The sequence below is a fragment of the Halorarius litoreus genome (assembly GCF_024362405.1).
GTDB lineage: Archaea > Halobacteriota > Halobacteria > Halobacteriales > Haloarculaceae > Halorarius > Halorarius litoreus.
This window is the reverse complement of sequence record NZ_CP101454.1, coordinates 2,185,656-2,209,528: the sequence shown is the minus strand read 5'-3', so window position 1 is coordinate 2,209,528 and position 23,873 is coordinate 2,185,656. Positions and strand designations below refer to the sequence as shown.

The window sequence follows — 23,873 nt, the reverse complement described above, 5'->3', positions numbered from 1 at the left end:
CTCCCTAGTCCTCCAGCGCGTCTACCACCGACCGAACTCGCTGGGCGTCTCGTTTCGGGACGACGAGCACGCGCCCGTCGTAGGCGGCGACGACGAGGTCGGAGACGCCAACGGCCGAGACGTGCTGCCCCTCGCCCGCAGCGAGTACGCAGTTCTCGGCGTCGAGCGCCAGCGTCTCGCCGAGCCGTGCGTTGCCGTCGCCGTCGCGGCCGAGTACCCGCTCGAGGGCGTCCCACGACCCCAGGTCGTCCCAGTCGAACCCCGCCGGGACGACGTACACGTCCTCGGCGCCCTCTAGCACGGCGTAGTCGACGCTGATGGGGTCGACCGCGTCGAACGCCGCCTCGGGGTCGTCGAGCGCGTCGACGAACCCGGCGAGTTCACCGCCGCTCGCGGCGTCGAGCAGGGCGTCGGGCGTCCACGCGAAGATGCCCGCGTTCCAGAAGTAGCCCTGGTCTCGGTAGCGTTCGGCGACGGCGGCATCGGGTTTCTCTGTGAACGATGCGACGGTAGCGTACCCGTCGAACTGCTCGCCGGGTTCGATGTAGCCGTAGCCGGTCGCCGCGCGCGTCGGGTCGATACCGAGGGTGACGAGACCGCCCGTCTCGTGCGCCACATCGCACGTGCGGGCGAACGTCTCCCGATATCCTGACCCGACGTGGTGGTCGCTCGGCAGACAGAGCAGGACGGCGTCGTCGACCTGCTCCCGGATGCGGTGGGCGGCGTAGACGAGCGCGGGACCGGTGTCCTTGGGGTCGGGTTCGACGAGGACGCCCACGTCGGGTGCGTGCTCGTGGATGCGGTCGGCGTACGCCTCGCGCGTGAGGACGTACGTCTCGTCGGCGACGGCGCGGGCGCGATCGACCGTCCGCGCGAGCAACGAGTCAGCGCCGCCGAACGCGCGGAACTGTTTCGGCGTGTCGGCGGTACTCGCGGGGTAGAGGCGGGTGCCGCGCCCCCCGGCGAGGACGACGGCGACGGTGGTGGGCATGCCAGCGAATCGGCCGCCGGCGACAAAAATCAGCCGTCCGTCCAGGTCTCGACGACGCCCTCGCGAACGTCCTGCGCACAGCCCTCGCAGTCGGGGTGTCCCGCGTCGAAACACTCTGGGCGACCCTCGGCGTCGACGGTGACGGTGCGCTTCTCGGCGTGGCGACGGCAGACGATGCGGAGCTGGCCGCTCCCGTCGGTCGGGAGGTCCGCGCTCGTGCGGCCCTCGCGGTAGGCGCGGCGGGCCTCCTCGTACTGCCGGCCCGCGGAGCGAAGTTTTACCTTGAGCAGGTGGGCCAGCCGCCGACGGTTGCTCATACCGGGAGATGGGCGCGACGGCACTACAATCCGTCGGCCGACAACGCCTGACACACCAGCCGAACGCTTTTGCGCCCCGTCGGTGACCCAACGGGTAGCGCGATGCTCGTTCCCCTCGTCTGACGGCCGGTCGCACGGCCGTTCCGTCGTCGCCTCGCCACCCGACCAGCCAGCGACAGCCGCACACGCATGCCAGGACAGCTGTTCATCGACACCGACCGACTCGAACTGCGAACGCCCGAGGAGGAGGACAAGGAGTTCCTCCGCGAGGCGACCAACCACCCCGACACCCGCCGCTACATCGACAGCTGGCGGACGCCGACGACCGCTACCGAGTACGACGACCTCTACGAGCAGTACGACGCCGACGAGGACTCGGTGAGCCTGCTCGTCGTCGCGAAGACCGGCGAGCACGCGGGCGACCCCGTGGGCTCCGTCCAGCTCGCACCCATCATCGACACGCGAGGCTGGGCGAACCTCGGGGCGTGGATTCATCCGAAGGCGTGTGGAGAGGGCTACGCGACCGAGGCCTGTGCCCACGTCCTCGAGTACGGCTTTGCGGACCTGCGCCTGCATCGCGTGGGGGCGAGCATCGACAGCGGCAACGCGGCGTCCATCGCCCTCGTCGAGAAACTGGGGTTCGTCCACGAGGGAACGAGCCGCGAGGACATCTATCGGGACGGCGAGTACGTCGACCGCGAGCGGTACGGGCTGCTGAAACGCGAGTGGCCCGGCGTCGACGCCGTCCTCGACCGCGACTGAAAAGCTAAGGTGGAGCGCCGGCACCTACCGGCGAATGTCGTCTTCGAGTCGATCACCGACCCACCAGTACATCACCGTCGCCGATACCGAGATCCACTACACCGCGTGGGGTGACCCCGACGCCACGCCGCTCGTCTGCGTCCACGGGCTCTCGCGCACTGGGAGAGATTTCGACCCGTTCGCCGCAGCACTCGCCGACGAGTATCGGGTGCTGTGTCCCGACATGCCCGGTCGTGGCGAGAGCGAGTGGAACGAGGAGATGTACGACCCCGAATCCCTCGGGGAGGTCATCGTCGCGTTCTTCGAGGCGCTGGAACTCGACTCGGCCCACTATCTCGGGCTCTCGATGGGCGGCCAACTCGGCATCGGACTCGTTCCCGGCCCGCTCGCCGAGCGCGTGGAGAAACTCGTCCTCGTCGACGTGGGACCGAACCCGGCGGACGACGACGACGCGGACGAAGGCATCCAGCGCATCGTCGACTACCTCACCGACCCGCCGGCGTTCGACCGCTTCTCGGAGATCGAGACGTACTTCCGGGACGTGTACGACACGTTCTCCGAGATGACCGACGCCGAGTGGCGGAACCTCGCGCGGACCTCGGCGCGGCGCACCGACGACGGCCAGTTCACGCCGAACTACGACACGCGTATCGTCGAACCGTTGCTGATGGCCGACACCGACGTCGACCAGTGGGCGCTGTTCGACGCCATCGACCAGCCCGTGATGGTCGTCCGCGGCGAGCACTCTGACATCCTCGCGGCGGAGACGTTCGCGGAGATGCGCGAGCGGAAACCCGGGATGGAGACGCTCGTCGTGGACTGTGGCCACGCCCCCGCACTCAACGTCCCCGAACAGACCGAACCCATCCGAACGTTCCTGTCCTGAGGGCGCGCCGTACGCCGATATTTCACTTTCACTCCGGCAACGTAGATTTAAATACCATAGGGCACCAACCGTCGTATGCCTCCCATTGAAAACAGAGCGGAGGCGTGACCACCAATGAACGTGCAACAGCACGCCCAAGAGATACACGAACAGTTCTCCGACGAGCTCGACATCACCGTCGACGACGTCGAGGAGCGCCTGAACACGCTCGTCAACGAGTACCGCGTCCCCGTCGAGGAGGCGCGCCGCTCAGTCGTCTCCAACTACCTCGACGAGGCCGGGATGGAGCGCGACCAGCTCGGTGGCGGCGGCAACGAGACCGTCCAAGTCGCCGACATCGACCAGGACGAACAGTGGGTCGACGTCCGCACGAAGGTCGTCGAGCTGTGGGAGCCCCGCTCCGACAGCATCTCCCAGGTGGGGCTGCTCGGCGACGAGTCCGGCACCATCAAGTTCGTCTCGTTCAAGACCAGCGAACTCCCGAAGCTCGCGGAAGGGCAGGTGTACAAGCTCGGGAACGTCGTCACCGACGAGTACCAGGGCAACTTCTCGGTGAAGCTCAACAAGACGACGAGCATCACCGAACTCGACGAGGAGCTCGAGGTCGGCGACAACAGCGTGAGCGTCGAGGGGGCGCTGGTGGACATCCAGTCCGGCAGCGGCCTCATCAAACGATGCCCGGAGGAGGGCTGCACGCGCGTCCTCCAGAACGGCCGCTGTAGCGAACACGGCGAGGGCGAAGGCGAGTTCGACCTCCGCATCAAGGGCGTCCTCGACGACGGCGAGCAGGTCCACGAGGTCATCTTCGACCAGGAGGCCACCGAGAAGCTCACCGGTATCGGGCTCGAGGAGGCCAAGGAGATGGCGATGGACGCGCTCGACACGACCGTCGTGGCCGACGAGATGGCCGAGGGCGTCCTCGGTCGCTACTACCGCGTGACCGGGCCGACGCTCGGGCGGTACGTCCTCGTGAACGAGATGGAGACGCTCGGTGCGCCGGATGCCGAGGCAACCCTCATCCGCGCGAGGTCGATGTAAGATGTCCCAGAACGTTCCCACTCGAGAGGTCGCACGGCGCGTGTTCGCACGCGAGTTCAACGACGCCGGTTACACGTTCAAGGAGAGCGAGGACGAGCGCGCCCCAGTGTACGCGCTCCTGCCGACGGGTGAACGCGCCAACCGCGTGTTCATCGTCGGGACGCTCACCGAGACCGAGGACATCGGCGACGACTCGGAGTACTGGCAGGGTCGCATCGTCGACCCGACCGGCACGTTCTACACGTACGCCGGGCAGTACCAGCCGGAGGCCGCGAGTGCCCTCCGCGAGCTGGAGCCGCCCGCGTACGTGGCGATGGTGGGTAAGCCCCGCACCTACGAGACGGACGACGGCAACGTGAACGTCTCCGTCCGTCCCGAATCGATCAGCGTCGTTGACGGCGACACCCGCGACCGCTGGGTCGTCGAGACCGCCGACCGCACGCTCGACCGCATCGAGGCGTTCGACGACGACGAGAACGAGTACGCCGCGATGGCCCGCGAAGAGTACGAGCGGTTCGGCGACGCCTACAAGAGCGTCGTCTCGGAAGCGCTCGAATCGCTCGACGACGGGGCCGACGCACCCGAAGCGAAGGCGTAGACGCGCGGGGGCCGACCTGCACACGCTCGGCCCCGGTTTCCCCTGCTACTGTTTTCCGATGCGAGTCGCGACACGACCGCGTAGATACTTGTGGCTCAGCCCCGGAGAAGGCGTATGGCCCCGACCCACGTGCTCGTCCCGCTGGACGGGTCACCGCTCTCGGACGACGCGCTGGTTCACGCCCTCGAGACGTTCGACTGCCGGGTGACGGTGCTGAACGTGGTGACGCCGCTCGATCGGCCGATGAGCGAGGGCGGCGTCCTCGGCGCCGACGACGCCCGCGAGGAGACCGCCCGCAAGCGCGCCACCAACCTCGTCGAACGGGCTCGCGAGCGAGCCGCGGAGGCGGGGCGGAGCGTCGACACCGCCGTCGAGACCGGCGACCCGGCCGACACCATCGTCTCGTACGTCGAGGCCAACGACGTCGACCACGTCGTCATGGGCGGCCACGGGGGGCCGCAGGACGGCCTCGCGCGGCGCCTGCTCGGCACCGTCGCGACGAGGGTCGTCGGGGAGACGCCGGTGACGGTGACCGTCGTGCGCTAGCCGAGCGCCGCCGCGAACAGCCGATAGAGGCCGAAGCCGACGACCACCGACGAGGCGAGCGTGAGCACCCAGAACCCGAGCGTGATGCCCACCTTCCGGCGCGAGACGCCCGCCGATCCGCCGGCGAGGCCGCCCCCGATGACGCCCGAGATGATGATGTTGTTGAACGAGATGGGGATGCCCAGCGCGATGGCGAGCTGTGCGATGATGAACCCGGGGACGAGCGCGGCGATGGAGCGGCGGACGCCGAGCTGTGCGTACTCCCGGGAGGTGGCCTGGAGCAGTCGAGGAGCCCCCATCCACGCGCCGCCGAGGATGCCGACCGCGCCGATTGCCAGGAGCAGGAGGGCGGGCAGGCCGAGTTCGACCAGGTACAGGTTCTCCAGCGGGCCGGTCGCCAGCCCGACCTGACTGCCGCCGCTGGAGAAGGCGACGACGCTCCCCAGGACGACGAGGAACGTCTTGATGCCCTTGTCGACGGACGCCTGCGTCCGTCGCCGGATGAACTGGAAGCTCACGGCCGCGGCGACGACCGTCGCGGCGACGGCTACGACGTCGACCCCCCAGACCGTCGGTGTGCCGACGAGTTCGGCGACGTACGCCGCGACCGAGCCCTGGTCCCCCGTGGACGACGGGATGAGGCTCAGCCGGACGTTGGCGACGATTCCCCCGACCACGGCCGCGAGCAGCGGGACGCCGACCGTCTCGGGGACCTCGTCGCGGCGCAGCAGCGTGGCCGTGAGGTACGCGAGGCCACCGGAGAGCGGCGGTACGAGCGCCCAGAACGTCGCGATGCGCCGGTAGGTGTCGATGGCGGGGTCGCCGCCGAGCGAGAGCCCGACGCCGACCATCGCGCCCGTGGTGGCGAACGCCGCGGGGACGGGATAGCCGGTGTATACGCCGACCGCCATGAACACCGTCGCGGTCAGGAGGCCGGCCGCCGCCGCCAGCGACGTGAACGCGACGCCGTCGATGAGCCCCGCCCCGACCGTCTCGGAGATGCTGCCGCCCTGCGTGAGCGCGCCGAGTGCCGCGAGGATGCCGATGAGGAACGCGGCCCGCATCGTCGAGATGGCGTTCGCACCGATGGCCGGGGCGAACGGCGGGGAGTTGCTGTTCGCCCCGAGCGCCCACGCGGTGGTGAGGCTGATGACGGTCGCGAGCGCGACGAGGGCCCAGAACACGACCTCAGTCATCGGCGGAGCAGTTCACCGAGTCGGTGGAGGGGGCCGCTGACGCTCTCGCCGCTGCGTGCGAGGACGACTGTCTGGTCGGTCCGGTCGACGACCCGCCGCGGCACCGACCCCGCGATCTTTCGCCGGAGCGCGCCCTTCCGGGTCGCACAGAGTACCACCACGTCGTGCGCGGCCGCCGCCTCGGCGACGGCGTCGGTCACGTCGTCGCGCGCCTCGACGCTCGTCTCGACGGGCACCTCGGGGGTGACGGCCGCGGCCACCGCGGCACGGCCCGCTTCGGCGAACGCCGCCGCGTCGCCGTCGCCGGTGTCGACCGAGAGCACGGTCACACTGGCCTGGTTCGGCAGGGCGATGGCCGCCGCGACCCGTGCGGCGGTTTCGACGTGGGGGCCCCCGGCGACCGCGAGCAGGACCGAGTCGACGCCGTTCGCTTCTCGGCCGACCCGCTCGACGTAGAGGTCGCAGGGCGCCCGTTCGACGAGCCTGTCGACGGTCGTCCCGAAGACGACGTCACCCGGGGTCGACCGCCCGCGCCACCCGACGACGAGCGCGGCCGGGTCGGTCTCCTCGACAGCGCCGAGCAGCCCCTTCGCCGCCGAGCGCGCGACGAGCACGTCCCGCTCGACGGTGACGCCCTCGGGGGTCTGTGCACGTTCGAGGAGCTCGTGACTGGGGTCGGCGAACTCGCGGACGATGGTCTCGTCGTCGAGGACGCTGAAGGGGGAATCCGACGCCTTGACGGCGACGGTGACGAGCCGGACCGTCCCCGCGCCGAGTCGGGCGAGGTCGCCGGCGGTGCGGAGGAGTTGCTGGACGTGGTCGAGACTGTCGACCGCGACCAGTACGGGATTGCCCGACCTCGGAGGGTCCATCGACTGAGGTTCGACCCATCGGGTGAAAAGCGTTGGTGCGCGACCGCGGCGGCATGCGAGCGTCTGACGAACCCTTAAGAGGGAGGAGTCCGCAGACCCCTAGCACGATGGGCAACAAGAACAAGACCATCTCCTTCCGGGTCAACGAGGACGCGTTCGAGACCCTGCGCGAGATCGCGGAGGAGCGCGACATCTCTCTGTCGGCCGTCTTCCGCGACTACGTGGAGACGCTCGTTGCCCACGACGGACAGGTGCAGGTCGTCCCCGAACACGAGATCAACTCCTCGGAGTCCTCTTCGGGTGTGGAGTCGTTCCCCCCGAAGGTCGAGGTACCCAAGAGCTTCGTCCGCGAGCACGAACGGCTGGAACTCGAAGCCGAACACCTCCGCGAGCAGCTCGACGAGTACAAGCGCTACGTCACGAAGCTCTCCCAGCGACTCGAGGAGCAGGAGGACGAGGAGGTCATCCAGCTCGAAGATCTCGACGGCGGCGAGCAGGAAGAGGAGCCCTCCTTTCGCCTCGGCTGACCCGCTCACCACTTCTCCCGCGCTCGGCTGCCCAGCGGTGCGTCCGGGTTGCGGTATCGTCGTGACACCAGCGATGCTACGGCTATAAGCCCGCGCACAACCAACACGATTGTTGATTACAATGTCGACTGGAACCGACCTCAAGACCGCCGCCGCAGTGCTCGACCACTACCTGGCAGCGTTCATGGATCTCGATACGGACGGGATACTGGCGGAGTACACCGACGACTCCGCTATCATCACGAATACCGGGTCGTTCCACGGGCTCGACGACATCGGGAGCTTCTTCGAGGGACGCTTCGAGGAGTTCGCACAGGGGAACGTCGACGTGGAAGTCGACCAACGGACCGTCGACGGTGATATCGCGTACATCACCTGGCACGGCGAGACCCCGGACAACGTCTACGAGTTCGCGACGGACACGTTCGTCATCCACGACGGCAGCATCGAGACGCAGACGTTCGCGGCGAAGATAACCCCGAAGAACTGAGCGCGGGAGCGCCTATGTCTGGACGCCGTGGTCCCACTCCTCCCCGAGCGTGCGCTCCAGCGCGTCGTCGAGCGCACCCGACGACACGAGTCGGTCGACGGCGACGATGTCGGGGCGCGGCGAGCGGTCGGCATCGAGCGGCGGCACGACCGCCCGAACCGCCTCGTAGGTCGCACCGGTCCCGGCACCATGCGCGAGGTCGTCGTCGACGAACTCCGCAGCCTGCGCCGCACAGAGCAGTTCGATTGCGGTGACGGTCCGGGCGTGCCCGAGCGTCCGGCGGGCAGCGAACGCGGCCGTCGCCGAGAGGCTGACGTGGTCCTCCTGGTTGCCCGAGACGACCGCGTTGTCCGTCGCGGCCCGCCCCTCGCTCCGGCACTCCGCGACGAGTGACGCCGCGGTGTACCCCGCGATCATGTAGCCCGACCGCACGCCGCTGTCGGTAGTGAGAAACGGCGGCAGGTGGTCCTCCTGTACGTGCGGGTTCAGCAGCCGGTCGATGCGGCGCTCGGTGACGGCCGCGAGGTCGGTGACGGCGCCGGTGACGTAGTCGAGTCGGTGGGCCAGCGGCGCGCCGTGGAAGTTCCCGCCGGAGACGACGTCCGCGTGGTCGGTGCCCGACGTCCGGTGGTCGACCTCGTCCGCCGGGAAGACGAGCGGGTTGTCGGTCGCGCTGTTGAGTTCGACGTCGACCGCATCGCGGAGATGGGCGACGGCGTCGCGGACCGCGCCGTGGACCTGCGGCAGACACCGCAGCGAGTAGGCGTCCTGGACGCGGTCGCAGTTCCGGTGTGACTCGACGATTTCTGACTCGGCACAGAGCCGCTTGACGTTCGCGGCGCTCACCGCCTGCCCGGTGTGGGGACGAACCCGCTGGACAGCGGCGTCGGAGGCCGCTGTGGTCCCCATCGACACCTCCGTCGTGAGCGCGCCAGCGGCGTCCGCGGCGCGCAGAACCCGGGCGGCGTCGTGGACGACGAGCGCCGCCACGCCCACCGAGAGCTGGGTCCCGTTGATGAGCGCCAGCCCCTCCTTTGCACGGAGCGTGAGTGGTTCGAGGCCGGCGGCGTCGAGCGCCTCGGCGCCGGAGACGCGCCAGAGTTCGCCTTCAGCCTCGATATCGGCGTCGCCCTCGCCGAGGAGCACGAGCATCGCGTGCGCCAGCGGCGCGAGGTCACCGCTCGCACCGAGACTCCCCCGGGAGGGGACCACGGGGTGGATGCCCGCGTTGAGGAGTGCGAGCAGGTGGTCGACGACCTGTTCGCGAACCCCGGAGTAGCCCTTGGCGAGCGCGTTGATTCGTGTGCAGAGCAGCGCGCGGACCTCGTCGCGGTCGAGTTCGCGACCGACGCCGGCGGCGTGCGACCGGACGAGGTTCGTCTGGAGTTCGTCCACTCGCTCGGCGTCGATGCGGGTGTCCACGAGGTCGCCGAACCCGGTGTTGATGCCGTAGACGGCCTCGCCGCTGTCGACGACGTCCTCGACGCGGGTTCGGGCGTCGCGGACGGCCTCGCGCGCCTCGTCGGAGACGGCGACCGTCGCGTCCTCACGAGCGACCCGAACCACGTCCGCGGGCGTGAGACTCTCCCCGTCGAGCACCACGTCGGCGTCCGCTGGGGCGACGACGTACTCGCTCATCGGCCGGACCCCGGCGACGGCACGGCGAGCCCGTCGGCGTCGTGGACCACGTCGCCCCGCTTGAGGACGGTCGCGACCCGATTGACGCCGAACGAGTACGGGACGTGCGCGTGGGAGGGCGCGTCGAGCACCGCGAGGTCCGCAGGTGCGCCCTCGCGGAGGGTGCCGGTGTCGTCCGTGCGGTCGAGCGCGAGCGCACCCCCCCGAGTAGCGGCGTCCAGCGCGTCCCGCGGAGCCATCCCCATGCCGACGCACGCGAGCGCGACGGCCATCCCCATCGACTGCGAGTGGCAGTTCGGGTTGAAGTCGGAGGCGACCGCCACGGGCGCGCCCGCCTCGGCGAACAGCGAGGGGTCGGCGTACTCCGCGCCGAGTGAGAAGGCGGTCCCGGGGAGCAGCACCGGCGTCACACCGGCGTCGGCGAGGGCTGCGGCGTCGTCCTCGGTTGCGTACAGGAGGTGGTCGGCGCTGACGGCACCGATGTCGGCGGCGAGCTGTGAGCCGCCGATGTGGGCGAGTTCCTCGGCGTGGACCTTCGGCGCGAGCCCGTACTCGATTCCTGCGTCGAGGACGCGCCGCGACTGCTCGACCGAGAACACGCCCTCCTCGCAGAACACGTCGCAGAACTCGGCGACGCCCTGCTCGGCCACGGCCGGTAGCTGTTCGTCTATCACCTCGTCGGTGTACTCGTCGGCATCCCGCCCCTCGGGCACAGCGTGTGCGCCCATGAACGTCGGCACCACGTCGACCGGGTGGCGGGCGTCCGCCGCGGCGATGGCGTCGAGCATCCGCAGTTCGGTCTCGGTGTCGAGTCCGTAGCCGGACTTCACCTCGACGGTCGTGGTGCCGTGCGCGAGCATCGTGTCGAGATGCGCGAGGAGGTTGCCGAGTAGCCGCTCGTCGCTCGCTGCTCTGACCGCGCGAACGGTCCGGAGGATACCGCCGCCCTCCGCCAGGATGTCCTGGTACGTCTTGCCGCGCAACTTGGCGGCGAACTCGTCGGAGCGGTCGCCCGCGAACAGCCCGTGCGTGTGCGCATCGACGAACCCCGGGATCACCGCGCGGCCGGTGGCATCGACACTCGTGACGGCGTTCTCGGGCGGGAACTCGCGGACGAGGTCGTCGCTCGGGCCGACCGTGCGGACGCGCCCGTCCTCGACGACGACCGCGGCGTCCTCCTGTGTCTGGTCGGGGCCGACCACGACCTCGCTCGCACCGTAGACGACGGCGTCTATCATGGCTCGGCCCTCGCGCCCCGGGCACTTAGCACGTGGGCCACGGCGCGGGCCGCCGCGGCGACGGTCACACCCCCTGAATCGAGCGGTGGGGCACACTCGACCACCTCGAAGCCGACGACGCGCGGGTCGCTGGCGAGGAGCCGCAGCAGGCGGAAGCACTCACGGGTAGAGAGTCCGCCCGGCGTCGGCGCGCTCACGCCCGGGGCGGCCGTCGCGTCGAGCACGTCGCAGTCGAGCGAGAGGTACACCTGCTCGACGTCGTCCATCGCGTCGAGCGCGCGGTCGGCGGCCGCGACCACGTCCTCGCCGACCTCCTCGCTGGTGACGACGTCGCCACCGTGCTCGCGGACGTAGTCGTGGTACCGCGTGGAGGTCTCGAAGTGCCGTGCGCCGACACAGGCGTAGGCGTCCAGCCCGGCGTCGAGGAGCTGTCGATAGGGCGTCCCGCTGCTGGCGTCGTCGCGCGGTTCGCGCACGTCGAGGTGGGCGTCGAGGTTGACGACCCCCACAGACCCCTGGTCGAGCAGCGGGACGACGTTCGGGTAGGTCAGCGAGTTGTCTCCCCCGAGAAACACCGGGAACGTGCGGGCGTCGTGGAGGTAGCCAGCGACGGTCCGGAGGTGGTCCTGGAGGTCACGAACCGACTCGGGGAGATCGTCACCGGAGTCGACCGCGACGAACGCGTCGCCCGCGTCGCCGATTCGGCCCACTGGACCAGCATCGAAGTGGTGGGTCTTCAGCCCCGCGAGTGCCTCGCGGATGCCGTGTGGTCCCTGCGCAGCCCCCTTCCGCCCGATGACGGCGCGGTCGAACGGCTCGCCGACGAGCACCGCGTCGTACTCGTGTCCGTCACCGCGGACGTTCTCGACCGGCTCGACCACGTCCCCGAACTGCTCGTCGTTCGGGTCGCTGGACGTGCCCGACCACGACGGCGCGCTGGTCAGGCCGGTCATTCGCCCTCGCGGTCGCGCATCGGGATGGCGACGTTCGACCGCGATGCGGTCTCCAGCGCCTCCTCGTAGCCCGCGTCGGCGTGCCGGATGACGCCCATTCCGGGGTCGGTCGTGAACACCCGGCGCGCCTTCTCGGCGGCGAGGTCCGTCCCATCGAGGACGACGTGGTTGTTCGTGTGCAGCGCGTTGCCGATGCCGACGCCGCCGCCGTCGTGGACGCTCACGATGTCCGCGCCCGCGGCACAGTTCAGCAGCGCGTTGAGGATGGGCCAGTCCGCGACGGCGTCGGAGCCGTCCTGCATCGCCTCGGTCTCGCGGTTCGGACTCGCCACGGAGCCGGCGTCGAGGTGGTCGCGCGTGACGACGATGGGCGCCTCGATCTCACCCTCTCGGACGAGTTCGTTGATGCGGAGGGCGAAGCGGGCGCGCTCGGTGAGCCCATCGTCGTCCGTATCGTACCCGAGCCAGCACACTCTGGAGGGAAGCCCCTGGAACTGCACCTGCTCCTGCGCGAGGTCGATCCACCGATGCAGGGCATCCTTCTCGGGGAACAGTTCCTTCACGGCCGCGTCGGTGCGGTGGATGTCGTCCGGGTTCCCGGAGAGCGCCGCCCACCGGAACGGGCCCTTCCCCTGACAGAACAGCGGGCGGATGTACGCCGGGACGAACCCGGGGAAGTCGAAGGCGCTCTCCAGCTCTCGGTGCTCCTGCACCTGCCCACGGATGTTGTTGCCGTACTCGAACGCGACCGCACCCTGGTCCTGCAGGTCGAGGATGGCCTCGACGTGCCGTTCCATCGTGTCGAGGCTCTCCGCGACGTACCGCTCGGGGTCCTCGTCCCGGAGGCGGTCGGCCTCCTCGACGGTGTATCCCGAGGGGTAGTAGCCTTCGAGTTCGTCGTGTGCGCTCGTCTGGTCGGTCACGATGTCGGGGACGAACCCCCGCTCCGACATCCCCTCGAGCATGTCCGCGGCGTTCGTGTGGACCGCGATGGAGAACGCCTCGCCCGCCTCGGCAGCCGCCTGCGCCCGCTCGATGGCCTCGTCGAGGTCGTCGGTTTTGGCCTCGCAGTAGCCGGTCTCGATGCGGCGGTCGATGCGCTTCTCCGAGACCTCGGCGGCGATACACACCCCGCCGTTCATCGTGACGGCCAGGGGTTGTGCTCCGCCCATCCCGCCGAGCCCGCCGGTGACGGTGATGGTCCCGTCGAGGTCGCCACCGAAGTGCTGGCGACCCGCCTCGGCCAGGGTCTCGTACGTCCCCTGGATGATGCCCTGCGTACCGATATACGCCCACGACCCCGCGGTCATCTGGCCGTACATGATGAGCCCCTTCGCCTCCAGCTCGTGGAAGTGCTCCCAGTTGTCCCACTTCCCGACCAGGTTGGAGTTCGCGATGAGCACGCGCGGGGCGCGCTCGTGGGTCTCGAAGCGCCCCACCGGTTTGCCGCTCTGCACCAGCAACGTCTCGGTGTCGTCCAGCTCACGCAACTCGGCGAGGATGGCGTCGTAGGCGTCCCACGACCGCGCGGCGCGGCCGGTCCCACCGTACACCACGAGGTTCTCCGGGTCCTCGCCTACCTCGGGGTCGAGGTTGTTGTTGAGCATTCGGAGCGCGGCCTCCTGTCGCCACCCCTCGCACTCGATGTCGGTCCCGGTGGGCGCCCCCTGGTACTCGCGCCACTGCGCCGACGGCTCGCCGATTCGACGTTCGGATGGGGACTGCTGTTGTGCCATGTGTACTAGGCTCACTGTCCTCCAAACCCGAGAGCATGGACCCACCAAACGGTCATGTTTTTATATAGTGGGCAGGAGGTGGTACCATGCATCAGGCCGTGTTCCACATCTCCGGCGAGGGGCCGTACGAGCGGGCGACGGCCGCAAGCACCACCAGAATCGAGCTGTGGTGTAACGACCACTGCGACCTGCTCCACGTCGTCGGCGACGACAACGACCTCGTGGTCGACCACATCCGCGAGGAGGTCGGCCTCCGCCAGCGCGCCACCGACGGCGACGACAGCCTGCTGGTCACCGAGTCGTGTCTGAAACAGCACGGCGACGACTACGTCGAGCAGTATCTCGCGGCTCACGGCTGTCTCACGCTCCCCCCGCTGCGCTACGAGAACGGCGCGAAGGTGGTTCGCGTCCTCGCGCTCGACGCCGAGAGCCTCACCGCGTTCTACCGCGACATCACGACCGACCACACCGTGACCGTCGAGTCGAAACGCGAGCTGTCGGGCGTGCGAGCGGACGCACCGCTGCTGTCGCTCGACGCGCTGCTCCCGTCGCTGTCGACGCGCCAGCGAGAGGTGTTCCGGACCGCGCACCGGCAGGGCTACTACGAGCTGCCGCGGGAGACGACCACGGCCGAGATCGCCGAGGCCGTGGGCGTGAAGCGGCGCACGGCGGAACACCACCTCCGACGCGCCGAGAAGAAGCTCGCAGACGCGCTCGTGGAGTACCTCTGAACCGGCTCAGAGCAATCCGAGCGCGTTGACGACGTGCGTGATGGCTGCGATGAGCGGAACGAGGATGACGGTCCGCAGCACGAACAGCGCCACGAGGTCACGGAACCGGACGGGCACGTCGCTGAACATGTCCATGATCATCGGCCCGACGCTCGAGAAGAAGATGAGCTGCGACACCGCGAGCACGGCGACGAAGAACTTCGCCATCGGCGCGGTCTCCGTGACCAGGAGGACGGGGACGTACATCTCGGTGATGCCGACGATGGTGGCGGGCGCGACGGCCTGCGCGTTCGGGATACCGAGCGCCGCGATGACCGGCACGAGCGGCTGGCCCAGGATGTCGAACACCGGGGTGTTCGCGGACAGCAGCGTCGCCGCCAGCCCCACTGCGAGGATGGTCCCGAGGATGAGGCTCGTGAGCTTCAGCCCGTCTATGAACCCCCGCTTGGCTGCCTGGAAGAACGTCTCGCCCTCGTCGGCCTTCTTCACCGCTTCCGAGAGCGCGAGCCGGACGTAGTCGCCGGGCGAGCCCTCGAACGCCATCTCGGGGTCCGGCTCCGCGATGTACTCCTCGGGCGTCGTCGAGATGGGTGGGAGCCGGACGAGGATGATCCCACAGACGACGACACAGAAGAAGTACGCGCCGAAGATGACCGGGAACAGCGAGAGCATGTCGAGCGTCGCGGCGACGACGCCGACGAACCCGATGCTCACCGTCGAGAAGCACGTCGCGATGGTGAACACGTCGCGCTTGTGGTAGCCGCCGGCCTCGAACACGTTCCGGGTGACGTACAGCCCGACGCTGTACGAGCCGACCCACGACGCGAGGCTGTCGAGCGCGGCCCGCCCCGGCACCTTGAACAGCGGCTTCATCAGCGGCCGCGCCATCGTCCCGACGAACTCCAGCCCGCCGAGCTCGACGAAGATGGTGATGAACACCGCGCCGATGGGGATGATGACGCCGACGCTGTAGACGAGCGTCCCCCACATCAGCCCGCCCGTACCGGGAGTGTGGAGCCACTCCGGCCCGACCTTGAAGAACATCACGGGCGCGAGCACCAGCCCCGCGACCCGGAGCAGCCAGAACACGACCGAGGTCTCGAAGTACGAGAGGTCGTAGCCCGCCACCTCGTCGCGGAACATCGCGGCCGTCGTCACCGCGCCCCCGGCGATGATGATGAGCAGCGAGTACACCCCGACCGCGTCGGGGACCGTCTCGGTGATGGTACTGACGACGATGTCGAACGGGACTGTCACCTCTCCCTGGTACGGCACCGGGAGCAGGAAGAACACCCCGCCGATGAGGAAGGCGATGGTGAACTTCAACACCGGTCGTGACTCGAAGTCGTGTAGCTCTACCTCGTCGATGTCGTGTACGTGCGGTTCCGTATCGACCGTCCACGTGCCGCCCTGTTCAGTGGCCATGTCCCGTTCATTGCGAACACGTTGCATAGTAGTCCGATTTCCGTGCGGCCATCATTTTAAGTAGAAACGCACGGCTTCCGGTGTTCGTTGCCGCCTCTCGTCGCTGGGGCGCCGGGTCAGCCACTCAGCTCGCGTTTCAGCCGCCGAGCCTCCTCCGACGCCTCCTGTCGGCCATCGACGTCCGCGAGTTCCTCGATGGCCTCCAGTGAGCGCACCGAGTCGTCGAGGAAGGAGAGGACGTCACCGGGGTACGCATAGAGCAGATAGTCGTCACCCATCACGTCGACGATGGCGTCGGGGCCGAGCCCCTGCGCACGGAGTTCGAGGAGGTACCGGATGAACTTCCGTTCGGGGTGCCCGCAGTGGGGGTTCGACTGGCAGTCGCAGTCGAGGAAGTCCGTGGCGAAATCGAGTACGCGCTCCTGGGTCGCGTCGTCGAGGTTCGCGAGGTTCTCACCCTGAAACAGCAGGTCCAGCGTCGCCCCCGAGAACGCGCTCTTCGGAATCGACGTCTCCAGCTGGGAGGCGATCTGCCGGTGGTTCTTCAGGTAGATCTTGTCCGTGATGGCCACTACCGCCACGTAGCAGCTTCGCGCTAAAAAAGCGTGTCCTCTCCACGGGAAGCGTGTGTCACCGCGACACGGCAGGCGAAATGTCGTAACGTATTTCACTTCGAGTGGATTACGGACAGATGCAAGCGTGTCCGGGTTGGGGTAGTGGACTATCCTTCAGCCTTGTGGAGGCTGAGACGCGGGTTCGATTCTCGCACCTGGACCTACTTTCCTTCAGCGACGGTCCGTTGCGGTGTCGTACGCATCACAGCTATCCCGGGGCGTACGGGAGTCGGCTTCCCGAACCCGCTTTCACCAGGCAGCCCAAACCCCACACCATGCCCACCTGGGACGAACGCTTCGCCTCGGGGTCGTACCCCGACGACCCCGACCCCTCGCCAGTACTCGAACGCTACGTCGACACCTTCCCGGAGGGTCGCGCCCTCGACGTCGCGGCCGGGACGGGTCGCAACGCTGTCTTCCTCGCCGAACAGGGCTACGCGGTGGACGCACTCGACCAGTCGCGCGAGGGGCTGCGAATCGCTCGCGAACGCGCCGTCGAGCGTGGGGTCGCCGACCGCTTTTCCCCCGTACAGGCCGACGCCGAGCGCTACGAGTTCCCCGAGGGAGCGTACGCCGTCGTCACCATCAGTTTCTACCGGGCGCTCGACCGCCTGCCGGACATCGTCGACGCGCTCGAACCCGGTGGCGTGCTGTTCGTCCAGCACCACCTGCGCTCCGTCGACGACTACGAGGTCGGCCCGAGTGGCGACCGCTACCGCTTCGCCGCCAACGAACTCCTGCGTTCGGCGCTCGGCCTGACTGTCCTCCACTACAGCGAGACGACCGAGGTACGCGACGGCCGTCACTCACAGCAGACACAGGTAGTCGCGCGCAACAGTCACGGCCAGCGACAGTCGTACCCCGCGGTCGACCCGTAGCGCCACGACGGCCGAAACCGCCATCCCCGACCGACCGCTACCGACAGCGCGGTGGCCGTCGTCCCCGCGCCGACGACCGACCGCCGACGCACGTTTTCACCACGCCCTGGGGGTCCGACACGCCCCACGCGCTCGCGGGTGCGAGCCAGTAGCGTTACCAGTCATCGCTTCGAGGAGGAGGTATGAACGCGGCGCTCGTCACTGTCGGCGACGAACTGCTGGCCGGCGACACCGAGAACACGAACGCGACGTGGCTCGCCCAGCAACTCACGGCGCGGGGCGTCGCCGTCGAGCGCGTCCTGACCGTCCCCGACGACGTGCCAGCCATCGCCGAGAACGTCCGCGCGTACGCCGAGGCGTTCGACGCCGTCGTCGTCACCGGCGGCCTGGGCGGGACGCCCGACGACGTGACGATGGCCGGCGTGGCGGCGGCGTTCGACCTCGCGCTCGAGGAGAACGCCCTCGCCAGAGCCGACCTCGAACGCACCCTGAAGGCCATCGCGGAGTCGTACCCGGACCTGAACGTCGACATCGAGGCGGAGGCGTCGATCCCCGCCGGCGCGCGGCCGCTCGTGAACGACGCCGGCCTCTCGCCCGGCTGCGTCCTCGAACAGGAGGCCTACGGCGCCGTGTACGTCCTCCCGGGCATCCCCTCGGAGATGGAGCACATGTTCGAGGGCGTCGCCGACGAGTTCACGGGCGACGTGGAGAGCGAGTTCGTCTACACCGACGAACCGGAGGCGAACCTCATCGAGCGGCTCGACGAGGCCCGCCGACAGTTCGACGTTGTGGTCGGCTGTTACCCCAACCAGCAGGCGGGGCACAACCGACTGAAGGTCCGGGGAACCGACGCTGACGCCGTCGCCAAGGCCGCGGCGTGGCTCGCGAACGAAGTCCGGACCGTCGACCCCTGAGCACGGCTTTTGGTCGTGGTCGCCCTACGGGCGGTATGCACCGACGGACGTTCCTCACCGCGGCACTCGCCGGCGGCGCGATGGGACTGGCGGGCTGTAGCGGGACCGCGGGGCCGGGCACCGCCACGGACACCGAATTTCCGCCCCAGACGGCGTCGGCGACGCCCGAGCGGACACCGGACGGGACGGGGGTGCCGGCACGGGTGGCGCTCCAGCCAGTCGCAACCGGCCTCAGCGCACCCGTCGACGTGGTGTTTCCGAGTGCCGACCATCGCTACGTCGCCGAGCAGTCGGGCATCGTGTACGTCCAGACCGAAACCGCAGACGAGCCCCTGCTCGACCTCCGCGACCGCGTCGAGACCGGCGGCGAGAAGGGGCTGCTGGGGCTCGCGCTCCACCCCTCGGACGAGACGCGGCTGTTCGTCCGGTACAGCGCCCCTTCGCGGTCCGGCACGCCCGCGAACTACAGCCACACGTTCGTCCTCGCGGAGTTCACGCTCTCGGCGGACGGGATGACTGCGGACCCTGACAGCGAGCGGACGCTCCTCGAAATCCCCCAGCCGCAGTCGAACCACAACGCCGGTTCCATCGTCTTCGGCCCGGACGGCTACCTCTACGTCGGCGTCGGCGACGGCGGCGCGGGCGGCGACCGGGGGACCGGCCACGCCGACGACTGGTACGACGCCGTCGACGGCGGCAACGGCCAGGACGTGACCGAGAACCTGCTGGGGAGCGTGCTCCGCCTCGATGTCGATGCGGGAACACCGTATGCGGTTCCCGACGACAACCCGCTCGTCGGGCGCGACGGCCTGGACGAGCAGTTCGCGTGGGGGTTCCGCAACCCGTGGCGGATGAGTTTCGACGGCGACGACCTCTACGTCGCCGACGTGGGCCAGAGTGCCTACGAAGAGGTGAGCCTGGTCGAGAAGGGATCCAACTACGGCTGGAACGTCAGGGAGGCGACCCACTGTTTCGGCCCCGAGCCGTGCCCGGAGTCGGCCAGCGTTCGCGGCGGCGAGCCGCTCGTCGACCCCGTCATCGAGTATCCACACTCGGGCGGCGACGTCAACGGCATCTCCGTCATCGGTGGCTACGTCTACCGGGGAGCGGCGCTGCCTGGGCTCCATGGCCGATACGTCTTCGGCGACTTGAACGCGGGCGGGCGACTGTTCGTCGCCACACCCACCGAGTCGGGGCTGTGGCCGCTTCAGGTCCTGCCGGTCGCCGAGTCGGATACGGAGAACCTGGGGCGGCTACTATCGTTCGGCCGCGACCTCGACGGCGAACTGTACGCGCTCGCAGTCGGTGAGTCCGGGGCGGGCGTCTACCGCATCGTATCGGTCTGACCCGGCGCTACGCGGGGCGGTCCGCTGATGCCAGGGATTCGGGGTCGCGGGTCTGCCCCTCTAGCGAGCCGCTCTCGCGGATGATGTTGAGGGCGGTCATCAGGTCCGTCCGCGAGACGAGCCCGATGAGGTCGTCGCCCTCCATGACGAGCAGGCGGCCGACGCCCGCCGACTGCATCTGTTCGAGCGCGTCGATGGCGTCCGCGTCCGGGCCGATGGTCTGGAGCTCGCGCGACATGACCTCCTCGACGCGATAGGCGTCTCGCTCCACCTCGTTCACCGTCTGGGCGTCCGTGAGCGTGACGACGCCGACGATCTGGCCGTTCTCGACGACCGGGTAGCCGGTGTGGCGCTCGCGGAACATCCGCCCGATGAGGTCCGCGACGGAGGTCTCGGGCGTGACGGTCCGGACCTCCGGGCCGGGCGTCATGATGTCACGGACGGTGACGCCCTCGAACGCGGCTTTCATCATCGTCTGCTGGGCCTCCGAGGAGGCGCCGATGTAGATGAAGAAGGCGATAGCCACCAGGAAGAGGCCGCCGCCGCCGAACAGCCCGAACAGGCCGAGCAGGATGGCGAACCCCTTGCCCACCTCGGCGGCGAGCTGGGTGGCGCGCGCGTACGGTCGCGTCCGAGCGAGGAGTGCCCGGAGCACGCGCCCGCCGTCCATCGGGAACCCCGGGAGCATGTTGAACGCCGCGAGCACGACGTTCATCACCGCGAGATAGCCGAGGACGAACCGGAGCCCTGCCGTGAGCGTCGAGCCGTTCGGCTCGACGAGCAGGAACGCGCCGTAGGAGGCCACGCCAAGCAGGATGCTGACGATGGGGCCCGCGATGGCGATGTACAGCTCCTGTTTCCAGTCTTCGGGCATCTCGGTCAGCTGCGCGACACCCCCGAACAGCCAGAGCGTGATGGAGGCGATGGGGAAGCCGAATCGCATCGCCACGAGCGAGTGCCCGAGTTCGTGGAGGACGACCCCGACGAACAGCCCGATGGCCGCGAGCGCGCCGAGCGTGAACGCGACGTTCGCGTCGCCCGTGAGCGCGCCAGCGTCGAGTCCCGCACCGATCTGGTCGTTCAGGAGCTCGACGTACGTCCCCAGGCTCGACCCGATGAGAAACGCGAACAGCGGGAGGACGATGAGGAACGTCAGGTCCAGCTTGATCGGGATGCCGAACAGGCTCCCGATACGGAAGCTTCGCATACGACCCCTAGACACCGAACGACCTTAAGAGTCCGCGCAACGGAGAGCACCGTTTTTGAGGTGGGGCGCCTACCTCGACGTATGAGCGAGCCACTGGTGCGACGCGCCAGCGACGTCGAGTACGAGACCGTGAGCGCGGCCACAGGCATGTCGAAGGGCGTGCTCGTCGGCGCCGAGCAGGGTGCGCCGAACCTCGCGATTCGACGATTCGTCCTCGACCCGGGCGCCACGGTCCCCAAACACACCAACGAGATCGAACACGAGCAGTACGTGCTCGAAGGCGAGTACGTCGTCGGCCTCGACGACGAGGAGTTCGTGGTCCAGGCGGGCGACTCGCTACACATCCCCGCTGGAACGGTTCACTGGTACCGCAACGAGCGCGACGAGCCGGGCGCGTTCATCTGTGCGGTGCCCGCGGGCGACGATTCCATCGAGCTGGTCGAGGACTGACTCGCGGTTTCGAGCGACTGAAGTAGCGCCGTCGCGGAGGAGCGCGTGTGTCTCAGCAGGTCGCCGCCGTCGACACGCTGTTCCTCCACGAGCGGAGCGACGGCGATTTTACCCTCGCTGTCGAGCGCGACGGCGAACGGGTGATGCACGGTCGCCTCGAGTTGAAGGAGACCGACGCCGGCCCGCGGCCCGCCCGAATGCGCGTCCGGGACGGCGACGATGAGATTCCCCGGCCCCCGGGAGAGTTCGTCGAAATCGCCCGCCGAGCGACCCGCATTCGCATCTCCGAACAGACGAATCGAGGGCAGCGCGACCGCCTCCGGGCGATGTTCTCGGGCTACCAGCTGGAGGACAAGGTGAAAGCGGTGCGGACGTGCCGGTACTGTGCGAACGCCGGCCGCTACTCGCCGCTCACCTCAGAGACGGCGATCAAGGCCGACGACGAGTACATCTGCCCGGACTGCGCCTACCGCGAGCTCGATCGGGAGGCGAACTTCCGGGGGCTGCGCTCGGGCGCGAAAGACCGCCTCGAGGACCTCCTGCTCGAAGTCCAGGACTTAGAGCGCATCGTCAACCTGCTCTCGGGGCAGCTCGACCCCGACCTCACGAAGTTCGACACGATTTCGGCGACGACCGACGAGATCGACCCGGTCCCGGTCGACTCGCTGAGTCTGCATCCGGGCATCCAGAGCAAACTCGAATCGCGGTTCGACACCTTGCTCCCGGTCCAGAGCCTCGCCGTCGAGAACGGGGCGGTCGACGGGCGAGACCAGATGGTCGTGAGCGCGACCGCGACAGGGAAGACGCTCATCGGGGAGATGGCCGGACTCGACCGTGTCCTGAACAACAAGGGGAAGATGCTGTTTCTCGTTCCCCTCGTGGCGCTCGCGAACCAGAAACACGAGGACTTCGAGGACAGATACGGCGACATCGCCAACGTGACGATTCGGGTCGGTGCCTCCCGGATTTCGGACGACGGCAACCGCTTCGACCCGAACGCCGACGTCATCGTCGGCACCTACGAAGGGATCGACCACGCACTCCGCACCGGAAAGGACCTCGGCCACATCGGCACGGTCGTCATCGACGAGGTCCACACGCTCGGCGAGGAAGGCCGTGGGCACCGGCTCGACGGGCTCATCTCGCGACTGAAGTACTACACCGAGTCCCGCAAGCAGGACACCCAGTGGATCTATCTCTCGGCGACCGTCGGTAACCCCGAACAGCTCGCGAGACAACTGGAGGCGAACCTCGTGGAGTTCGAGGAGCGGCCGGTACCCATCGAGCGACACGTCACGTTCGCCGACGGCCAGGAGAAACCCACGATCGAGAACCGGCTCGTCAAGCGAGCGTTCGACACGAAGTCGAGCAAGGGGTACCGGGGCCAGACCATCATCTTCACCAACTCGCGGCGCCGGTGTCACGAGATCTCTCGGAAACTGGAGTACGACGCCGCGCCGTATCACGCGGGGCTCGACTACGGCCGCCGGAAGAAGGTGGAGCGGATGTTCGGCAACCAGGATTTGGCGGCCGTCGTGACCACCGCCGCGCTCGCCGCCGGGGTCGACTTCCCCGCCTCGCAGGTCATCTTCGACTCGCTGGCGATGGGTATCGAGTGGCTCTCGGTCCAGGAGTTCGAGCAGATGCTCGGGCGCGCCGGCCGGCCCGACTACCACGACAAGGGCACCGTCTACCTGCTCGTCGAGCCCGAGGGCTCGTATCACGGGAGCCAGGAGATGACCGAGGACGAGGTCGCGTTCAAGCTCCTGAAGGGGGAGATGGAGTCGGTGACGACGGTGTACGACGAGTCGAGCGCCGTCGAGGAGACGCTGGCGAATCTGGTGGTCGCGGGCAAGCGCGCGAAGTCGCTCAACGACCGGATGGTCGGCGAGGTGCCGACCAAACACGCCATCGGCAAGCTCCTCGAGTTCGGCTTCACCGAGGGGCTGGAACCCACGCGCCTCGGGCGAGCAGTGTGCCGCCACTTCCTCGCGCCCGACGAGGCGTTCGTGATGTTAGATGGGGTTCGAAAGGGCCACCATCCCTACGACATCGTCGCGGATTTAGAGCTGATGGAAGAGAAGTAGCACAGCGCGCCCCGCGCGAGCAGTTATCGTGTTCGGTGACGTGTACGAGACGAGATGCAGTATTTCGACGAAACCCGGGCGGGAGACCTGCGGGACGCGTTCGAGCGCCTCGTCCTCGACTGGCCCGACGTGGCCGCGCGGCCGATGTTCGGGTGTCCGTCGTATCAGGCCGACGGGACGCTGTTCGCCGTGCTCGTGACCGACGGGGTGGCGCTCACGCGACTCCCCGACGACCGACGTGACGCCCTCGACGCCGCCTTCGAGACGGGACCGTTCCAGGCGGGCGAGCGCACCGTGACGAAGTGGGTGCAGGTCGCCGTCGACGCCACCGAACTCGACGCTCTGGTCCCGTACGTCGAGTCGAGCTACGAGGCGGCACGCGCCGAGTAAGCAGCACCGACAGACGACGACCGTGCGAGCGGGGGCTTTTTGC

Annotated in this window: 25 protein-coding genes and 1 tRNA gene; 15 read left to right on the top strand and 11 right to left on the bottom strand. The window is 68.6% G+C overall.

The window, feature by feature from the left end:
- Nucleotides 1-4: 4 nt before the first annotated feature.
- Together NL126_RS11290 and NL126_RS11285 are read right to left on the bottom strand one after the other, a co-directional pair.
- The gene (locus NL126_RS11290) at nt 5-991 is read right to left on the bottom strand and encodes a mannose-1-phosphate guanylyltransferase (protein ID WP_255194976.1); all 987 of its coding nucleotides are present in this window, start codon (nt 989-991) and stop codon (nt 5-7) included.
- 29 nt (nt 992-1,020) lie between these two features.
- On the bottom strand, nt 1,021-1,308 hold the full coding sequence (locus tag NL126_RS11285) for a DUF7091 family protein (protein ID WP_255194975.1): 288 nt from the start codon (nt 1,306-1,308) through the stop codon (nt 1,021-1,023).
- Between the two features lie 189 nt (nt 1,309-1,497).
- Between NL126_RS11285 and NL126_RS11280 the strand changes: the two genes are divergently transcribed.
- The 5 genes from NL126_RS11280 to NL126_RS11260 all read left to right on the top strand — a co-directional run bounded on the left by NL126_RS11280 (nt 1,498) and on the right by NL126_RS11260 (nt 5,138).
- A complete protein-coding gene (locus NL126_RS11280; RefSeq protein ID WP_255194974.1) occupies nt 1,498-2,070 on the top strand; it encodes a GNAT family N-acetyltransferase in 573 nt (190 codons plus the stop codon).
- A 34-nt stretch (nt 2,071-2,104) separates the two neighbouring features.
- Nucleotides 2,105-2,956, top strand: a complete 852-nt coding sequence (locus tag NL126_RS11275; protein ID WP_255194973.1) for an alpha/beta fold hydrolase — start codon at nt 2,105-2,107, stop codon at nt 2,954-2,956.
- Between the two features lie 114 nt (nt 2,957-3,070).
- On the top strand, nt 3,071-3,994 hold the full coding sequence (locus NL126_RS11270) for a replication factor A (RefSeq protein WP_255194972.1): 924 nt from the start codon (nt 3,071-3,073) through the stop codon (nt 3,992-3,994).
- Between the two features lies 1 nt (nt 3,995).
- Nucleotides 3,996-4,592, top strand: a complete 597-nt coding sequence (locus NL126_RS11265) for an RPA family protein (RefSeq protein ID WP_255194971.1) — start codon at nt 3,996-3,998, stop codon at nt 4,590-4,592.
- 114 nt (nt 4,593-4,706) lie between these two features.
- A complete protein-coding gene (locus NL126_RS11260) occupies nt 4,707-5,138 on the top strand; it encodes a universal stress protein (RefSeq protein ID WP_255194970.1) in 432 nt (143 codons plus the stop codon).
- Here NL126_RS11260 and NL126_RS11255 read toward each other — a convergent pair.
- Nucleotides 5,135-6,334: an inorganic phosphate transporter gene (locus NL126_RS11255; protein ID WP_255194969.1), complete on the bottom strand. Its 1,200-nt coding sequence runs from the start codon at nt 6,332-6,334 to the stop codon at nt 5,135-5,137. The two genes, NL126_RS11260 and NL126_RS11255, sit on opposite strands and share 4 nt — an antisense overlap.
- Entirely contained in the window at nt 6,331-7,206 is an 876-nt protein-coding gene (locus NL126_RS11250) for a universal stress protein (RefSeq protein ID WP_255194968.1), read from the bottom strand. Before NL126_RS11250 ends, NL126_RS11255 begins: the two co-directional genes overlap by 4 nt.
- Before the next feature lie 107 nt (nt 7,207-7,313).
- Between NL126_RS11250 and NL126_RS11245 the strand changes: the two genes are divergently transcribed.
- Both NL126_RS11245 and NL126_RS11240 read left to right on the top strand, forming a co-directional pair.
- Nucleotides 7,314-7,733 (top strand): DUF8146 domain-containing protein, encoded by a 420-nt coding sequence (locus NL126_RS11245; protein WP_255194967.1) that lies wholly within the window; start codon nt 7,314-7,316, stop codon nt 7,731-7,733.
- 121 nt (nt 7,734-7,854) lie between these two features.
- Nucleotides 7,855-8,223, top strand: a complete 369-nt coding sequence (locus tag NL126_RS11240) for a YybH family protein (protein WP_255194966.1) — start codon at nt 7,855-7,857, stop codon at nt 8,221-8,223.
- 12 nt (nt 8,224-8,235) lie between these two features.
- Here the strand turns inward: NL126_RS11240 and hutH are convergent, their stop codons facing one another.
- Genes hutH through hutU form a run of 4 tightly spaced genes read right to left on the bottom strand, consistent with a single transcriptional unit; the run spans nt 8,236 to nt 13,788 of the window.
- The gene (gene hutH, locus NL126_RS11235) at nt 8,236-9,861 is read right to left on the bottom strand and encodes a histidine ammonia-lyase (protein ID WP_255194965.1); all 1,626 of its coding nucleotides are present in this window, start codon (nt 9,859-9,861) and stop codon (nt 8,236-8,238) included.
- Nucleotides 9,858-11,099, bottom strand: a complete 1,242-nt coding sequence (gene hutI, locus NL126_RS11230) for an imidazolonepropionase (protein WP_255194964.1) — start codon at nt 11,097-11,099, stop codon at nt 9,858-9,860. Before hutI ends, hutH begins: the two co-directional genes overlap by 4 nt.
- Nucleotides 11,096-12,052, bottom strand: coding sequence for a formimidoylglutamase (gene hutG, locus NL126_RS11225; RefSeq protein WP_255194963.1), 957 nt, complete (start codon nt 12,050-12,052; stop codon nt 11,096-11,098). The genes hutI and hutG overlap by 4 nt, the downstream gene beginning before the upstream one ends.
- Nucleotides 12,049-13,788, bottom strand: a complete 1,740-nt coding sequence (hutU, locus tag NL126_RS11220) for a urocanate hydratase (RefSeq protein ID WP_255194962.1) — start codon at nt 13,786-13,788, stop codon at nt 12,049-12,051. The genes hutG and hutU overlap by 4 nt, the downstream gene beginning before the upstream one ends.
- 86 nt (nt 13,789-13,874) lie before the next feature.
- On the opposite strand from hutU, the gene NL126_RS11215 reads away from it, so the two are divergent.
- Nucleotides 13,875-14,519, top strand: coding sequence for a helix-turn-helix domain-containing protein (locus tag NL126_RS11215; RefSeq protein ID WP_255194961.1), 645 nt, complete (start codon nt 13,875-13,877; stop codon nt 14,517-14,519).
- A gap of 6 nt (nt 14,520-14,525) precedes the next feature.
- Here the strand turns inward: NL126_RS11215 and NL126_RS11210 are convergent, their stop codons facing one another.
- Complete coding sequence (locus NL126_RS11210; RefSeq protein ID WP_255194960.1) at nt 14,526-15,944, bottom strand: YjiH family protein; 1,419 nt, start codon at nt 15,942-15,944, stop codon at nt 14,526-14,528.
- A gap of 116 nt (nt 15,945-16,060) precedes the next feature.
- Nucleotides 16,061-16,516, bottom strand: coding sequence for a DUF5814 domain-containing protein (locus NL126_RS11205; RefSeq protein WP_255194959.1), 456 nt, complete (start codon nt 16,514-16,516; stop codon nt 16,061-16,063).
- 130 nt (nt 16,517-16,646) lie between these two features.
- Between NL126_RS11205 and NL126_RS11200 the strand changes: the two genes are divergently transcribed.
- The 4 genes from NL126_RS11200 to NL126_RS11185 all read left to right on the top strand — a co-directional run bounded on the left by NL126_RS11200 (nt 16,647) and on the right by NL126_RS11185 (nt 19,696).
- Nucleotides 16,647-16,719 (top strand) — tRNA-His (locus NL126_RS11200).
- Between the two features lie 114 nt (nt 16,720-16,833).
- The gene (locus tag NL126_RS11195) at nt 16,834-17,436 is read left to right on the top strand and encodes a class I SAM-dependent methyltransferase (RefSeq protein WP_255194958.1); all 603 of its coding nucleotides are present in this window, start codon (nt 16,834-16,836) and stop codon (nt 17,434-17,436) included.
- 182 nt (nt 17,437-17,618) lie between these two features.
- The gene (locus tag NL126_RS11190; protein WP_255194957.1) at nt 17,619-18,350 is read left to right on the top strand and encodes a competence/damage-inducible protein A; all 732 of its coding nucleotides are present in this window, start codon (nt 17,619-17,621) and stop codon (nt 18,348-18,350) included.
- A gap of 35 nt (nt 18,351-18,385) precedes the next feature.
- Entirely contained in the window at nt 18,386-19,696 is a 1,311-nt protein-coding gene (locus NL126_RS11185) for a PQQ-dependent sugar dehydrogenase (RefSeq protein WP_255194956.1), read from the top strand.
- Nucleotides 19,697-19,703: 7 nt separating this feature from the next.
- Here NL126_RS11185 and NL126_RS11180 read toward each other — a convergent pair whose 3' ends face one another.
- Nucleotides 19,704-20,903, bottom strand: a complete 1,200-nt coding sequence (locus tag NL126_RS11180) for a CBS domain-containing protein (protein WP_255194955.1) — start codon at nt 20,901-20,903, stop codon at nt 19,704-19,706.
- A gap of 81 nt (nt 20,904-20,984) precedes the next feature.
- On the opposite strand from NL126_RS11180, the gene NL126_RS11175 reads away from it, so the two are divergent.
- The 3 genes from NL126_RS11175 to NL126_RS11165 are packed head-to-tail and all read left to right on the top strand — an operon-like array spanning nt 20,985 to nt 23,830.
- A complete protein-coding gene (locus NL126_RS11175) occupies nt 20,985-21,353 on the top strand; it encodes a cupin domain-containing protein (RefSeq protein WP_255194954.1) in 369 nt (122 codons plus the stop codon).
- Nucleotides 21,354-21,400: 47 nt separating this feature from the next.
- Nucleotides 21,401-23,440 (top strand): DEAD/DEAH box helicase, encoded by a 2,040-nt coding sequence (locus tag NL126_RS11170; RefSeq protein ID WP_255194953.1) that lies wholly within the window; start codon nt 21,401-21,403, stop codon nt 23,438-23,440.
- Nucleotides 23,441-23,494: 54 nt separating this feature from the next.
- Nucleotides 23,495-23,830, top strand: coding sequence for a TfoX/Sxy family protein (locus NL126_RS11165; protein ID WP_255194952.1), 336 nt, complete (start codon nt 23,495-23,497; stop codon nt 23,828-23,830).
- The last annotated feature ends 43 nt before the right edge of the window (nt 23,831-23,873 follow it).

What these genes read in the sequence shown, in the direction of transcription:
- NL126_RS11290 (WP_255194976.1), bottom strand. Translation starts at nt 991, where the DNA reads ATGCCCACCACCGTCGCCGTCGTCCTCGCCGGGGGGCGCGGCACCCGC.
- NL126_RS11285 (WP_255194975.1), bottom strand. Translation starts at nt 1,308, where the DNA reads ATGAGCAACCGTCGGCGGCTGGCCCACCTGCTCAAGGTAAAACTTCGC.
- NL126_RS11280 (WP_255194974.1), top strand. Translation starts at nt 1,498, where the DNA reads ATGCCAGGACAGCTGTTCATCGACACCGACCGACTCGAACTGCGAACG.
- NL126_RS11275 (WP_255194973.1), top strand. Translation starts at nt 2,105, where the DNA reads ATGTCGTCTTCGAGTCGATCACCGACCCACCAGTACATCACCGTCGCC.
- NL126_RS11270 (WP_255194972.1), top strand. Translation starts at nt 3,071, where the DNA reads ATGAACGTGCAACAGCACGCCCAAGAGATACACGAACAGTTCTCCGAC.
- NL126_RS11265 (WP_255194971.1), top strand. Translation starts at nt 3,996, where the DNA reads ATGTCCCAGAACGTTCCCACTCGAGAGGTCGCACGGCGCGTGTTCGCA.
- NL126_RS11260 (WP_255194970.1), top strand. Translation starts at nt 4,707, where the DNA reads ATGGCCCCGACCCACGTGCTCGTCCCGCTGGACGGGTCACCGCTCTCG.
- NL126_RS11255 (WP_255194969.1), bottom strand. Translation starts at nt 6,334, where the DNA reads ATGACTGAGGTCGTGTTCTGGGCCCTCGTCGCGCTCGCGACCGTCATC.
- NL126_RS11250 (WP_255194968.1), bottom strand. Translation starts at nt 7,206, where the DNA reads ATGGACCCTCCGAGGTCGGGCAATCCCGTACTGGTCGCGGTCGACAGT.
- NL126_RS11245 (WP_255194967.1), top strand. Translation starts at nt 7,314, where the DNA reads ATGGGCAACAAGAACAAGACCATCTCCTTCCGGGTCAACGAGGACGCG.
- NL126_RS11240 (WP_255194966.1), top strand. Translation starts at nt 7,855, where the DNA reads ATGTCGACTGGAACCGACCTCAAGACCGCCGCCGCAGTGCTCGACCAC.
- hutH (WP_255194965.1), bottom strand. Translation starts at nt 9,861, where the DNA reads ATGAGCGAGTACGTCGTCGCCCCAGCGGACGCCGACGTGGTGCTCGAC.
- hutI (WP_255194964.1), bottom strand. Translation starts at nt 11,099, where the DNA reads ATGATAGACGCCGTCGTCTACGGTGCGAGCGAGGTCGTGGTCGGCCCC.
- hutG (WP_255194963.1), bottom strand. Translation starts at nt 12,052, where the DNA reads ATGACCGGCCTGACCAGCGCGCCGTCGTGGTCGGGCACGTCCAGCGAC.
- hutU (WP_255194962.1), bottom strand. Translation starts at nt 13,788, where the DNA reads ATGGCACAACAGCAGTCCCCATCCGAACGTCGAATCGGCGAGCCGTCG.
- NL126_RS11215 (WP_255194961.1), top strand. Translation starts at nt 13,875, where the DNA reads ATGCATCAGGCCGTGTTCCACATCTCCGGCGAGGGGCCGTACGAGCGG.
- NL126_RS11210 (WP_255194960.1), bottom strand. Translation starts at nt 15,944, where the DNA reads ATGGCCACTGAACAGGGCGGCACGTGGACGGTCGATACGGAACCGCAC.
- NL126_RS11195 (WP_255194958.1), top strand. Translation starts at nt 16,834, where the DNA reads ATGCCCACCTGGGACGAACGCTTCGCCTCGGGGTCGTACCCCGACGAC.
- NL126_RS11190 (WP_255194957.1), top strand. Translation starts at nt 17,619, where the DNA reads ATGAACGCGGCGCTCGTCACTGTCGGCGACGAACTGCTGGCCGGCGAC.
- NL126_RS11185 (WP_255194956.1), top strand. Translation starts at nt 18,386, where the DNA reads ATGCACCGACGGACGTTCCTCACCGCGGCACTCGCCGGCGGCGCGATG.
- NL126_RS11180 (WP_255194955.1), bottom strand. Translation starts at nt 20,903, where the DNA reads ATGCGAAGCTTCCGTATCGGGAGCCTGTTCGGCATCCCGATCAAGCTG.
- NL126_RS11175 (WP_255194954.1), top strand. Translation starts at nt 20,985, where the DNA reads ATGAGCGAGCCACTGGTGCGACGCGCCAGCGACGTCGAGTACGAGACC.
- NL126_RS11165 (WP_255194952.1), top strand. Translation starts at nt 23,495, where the DNA reads ATGCAGTATTTCGACGAAACCCGGGCGGGAGACCTGCGGGACGCGTTC.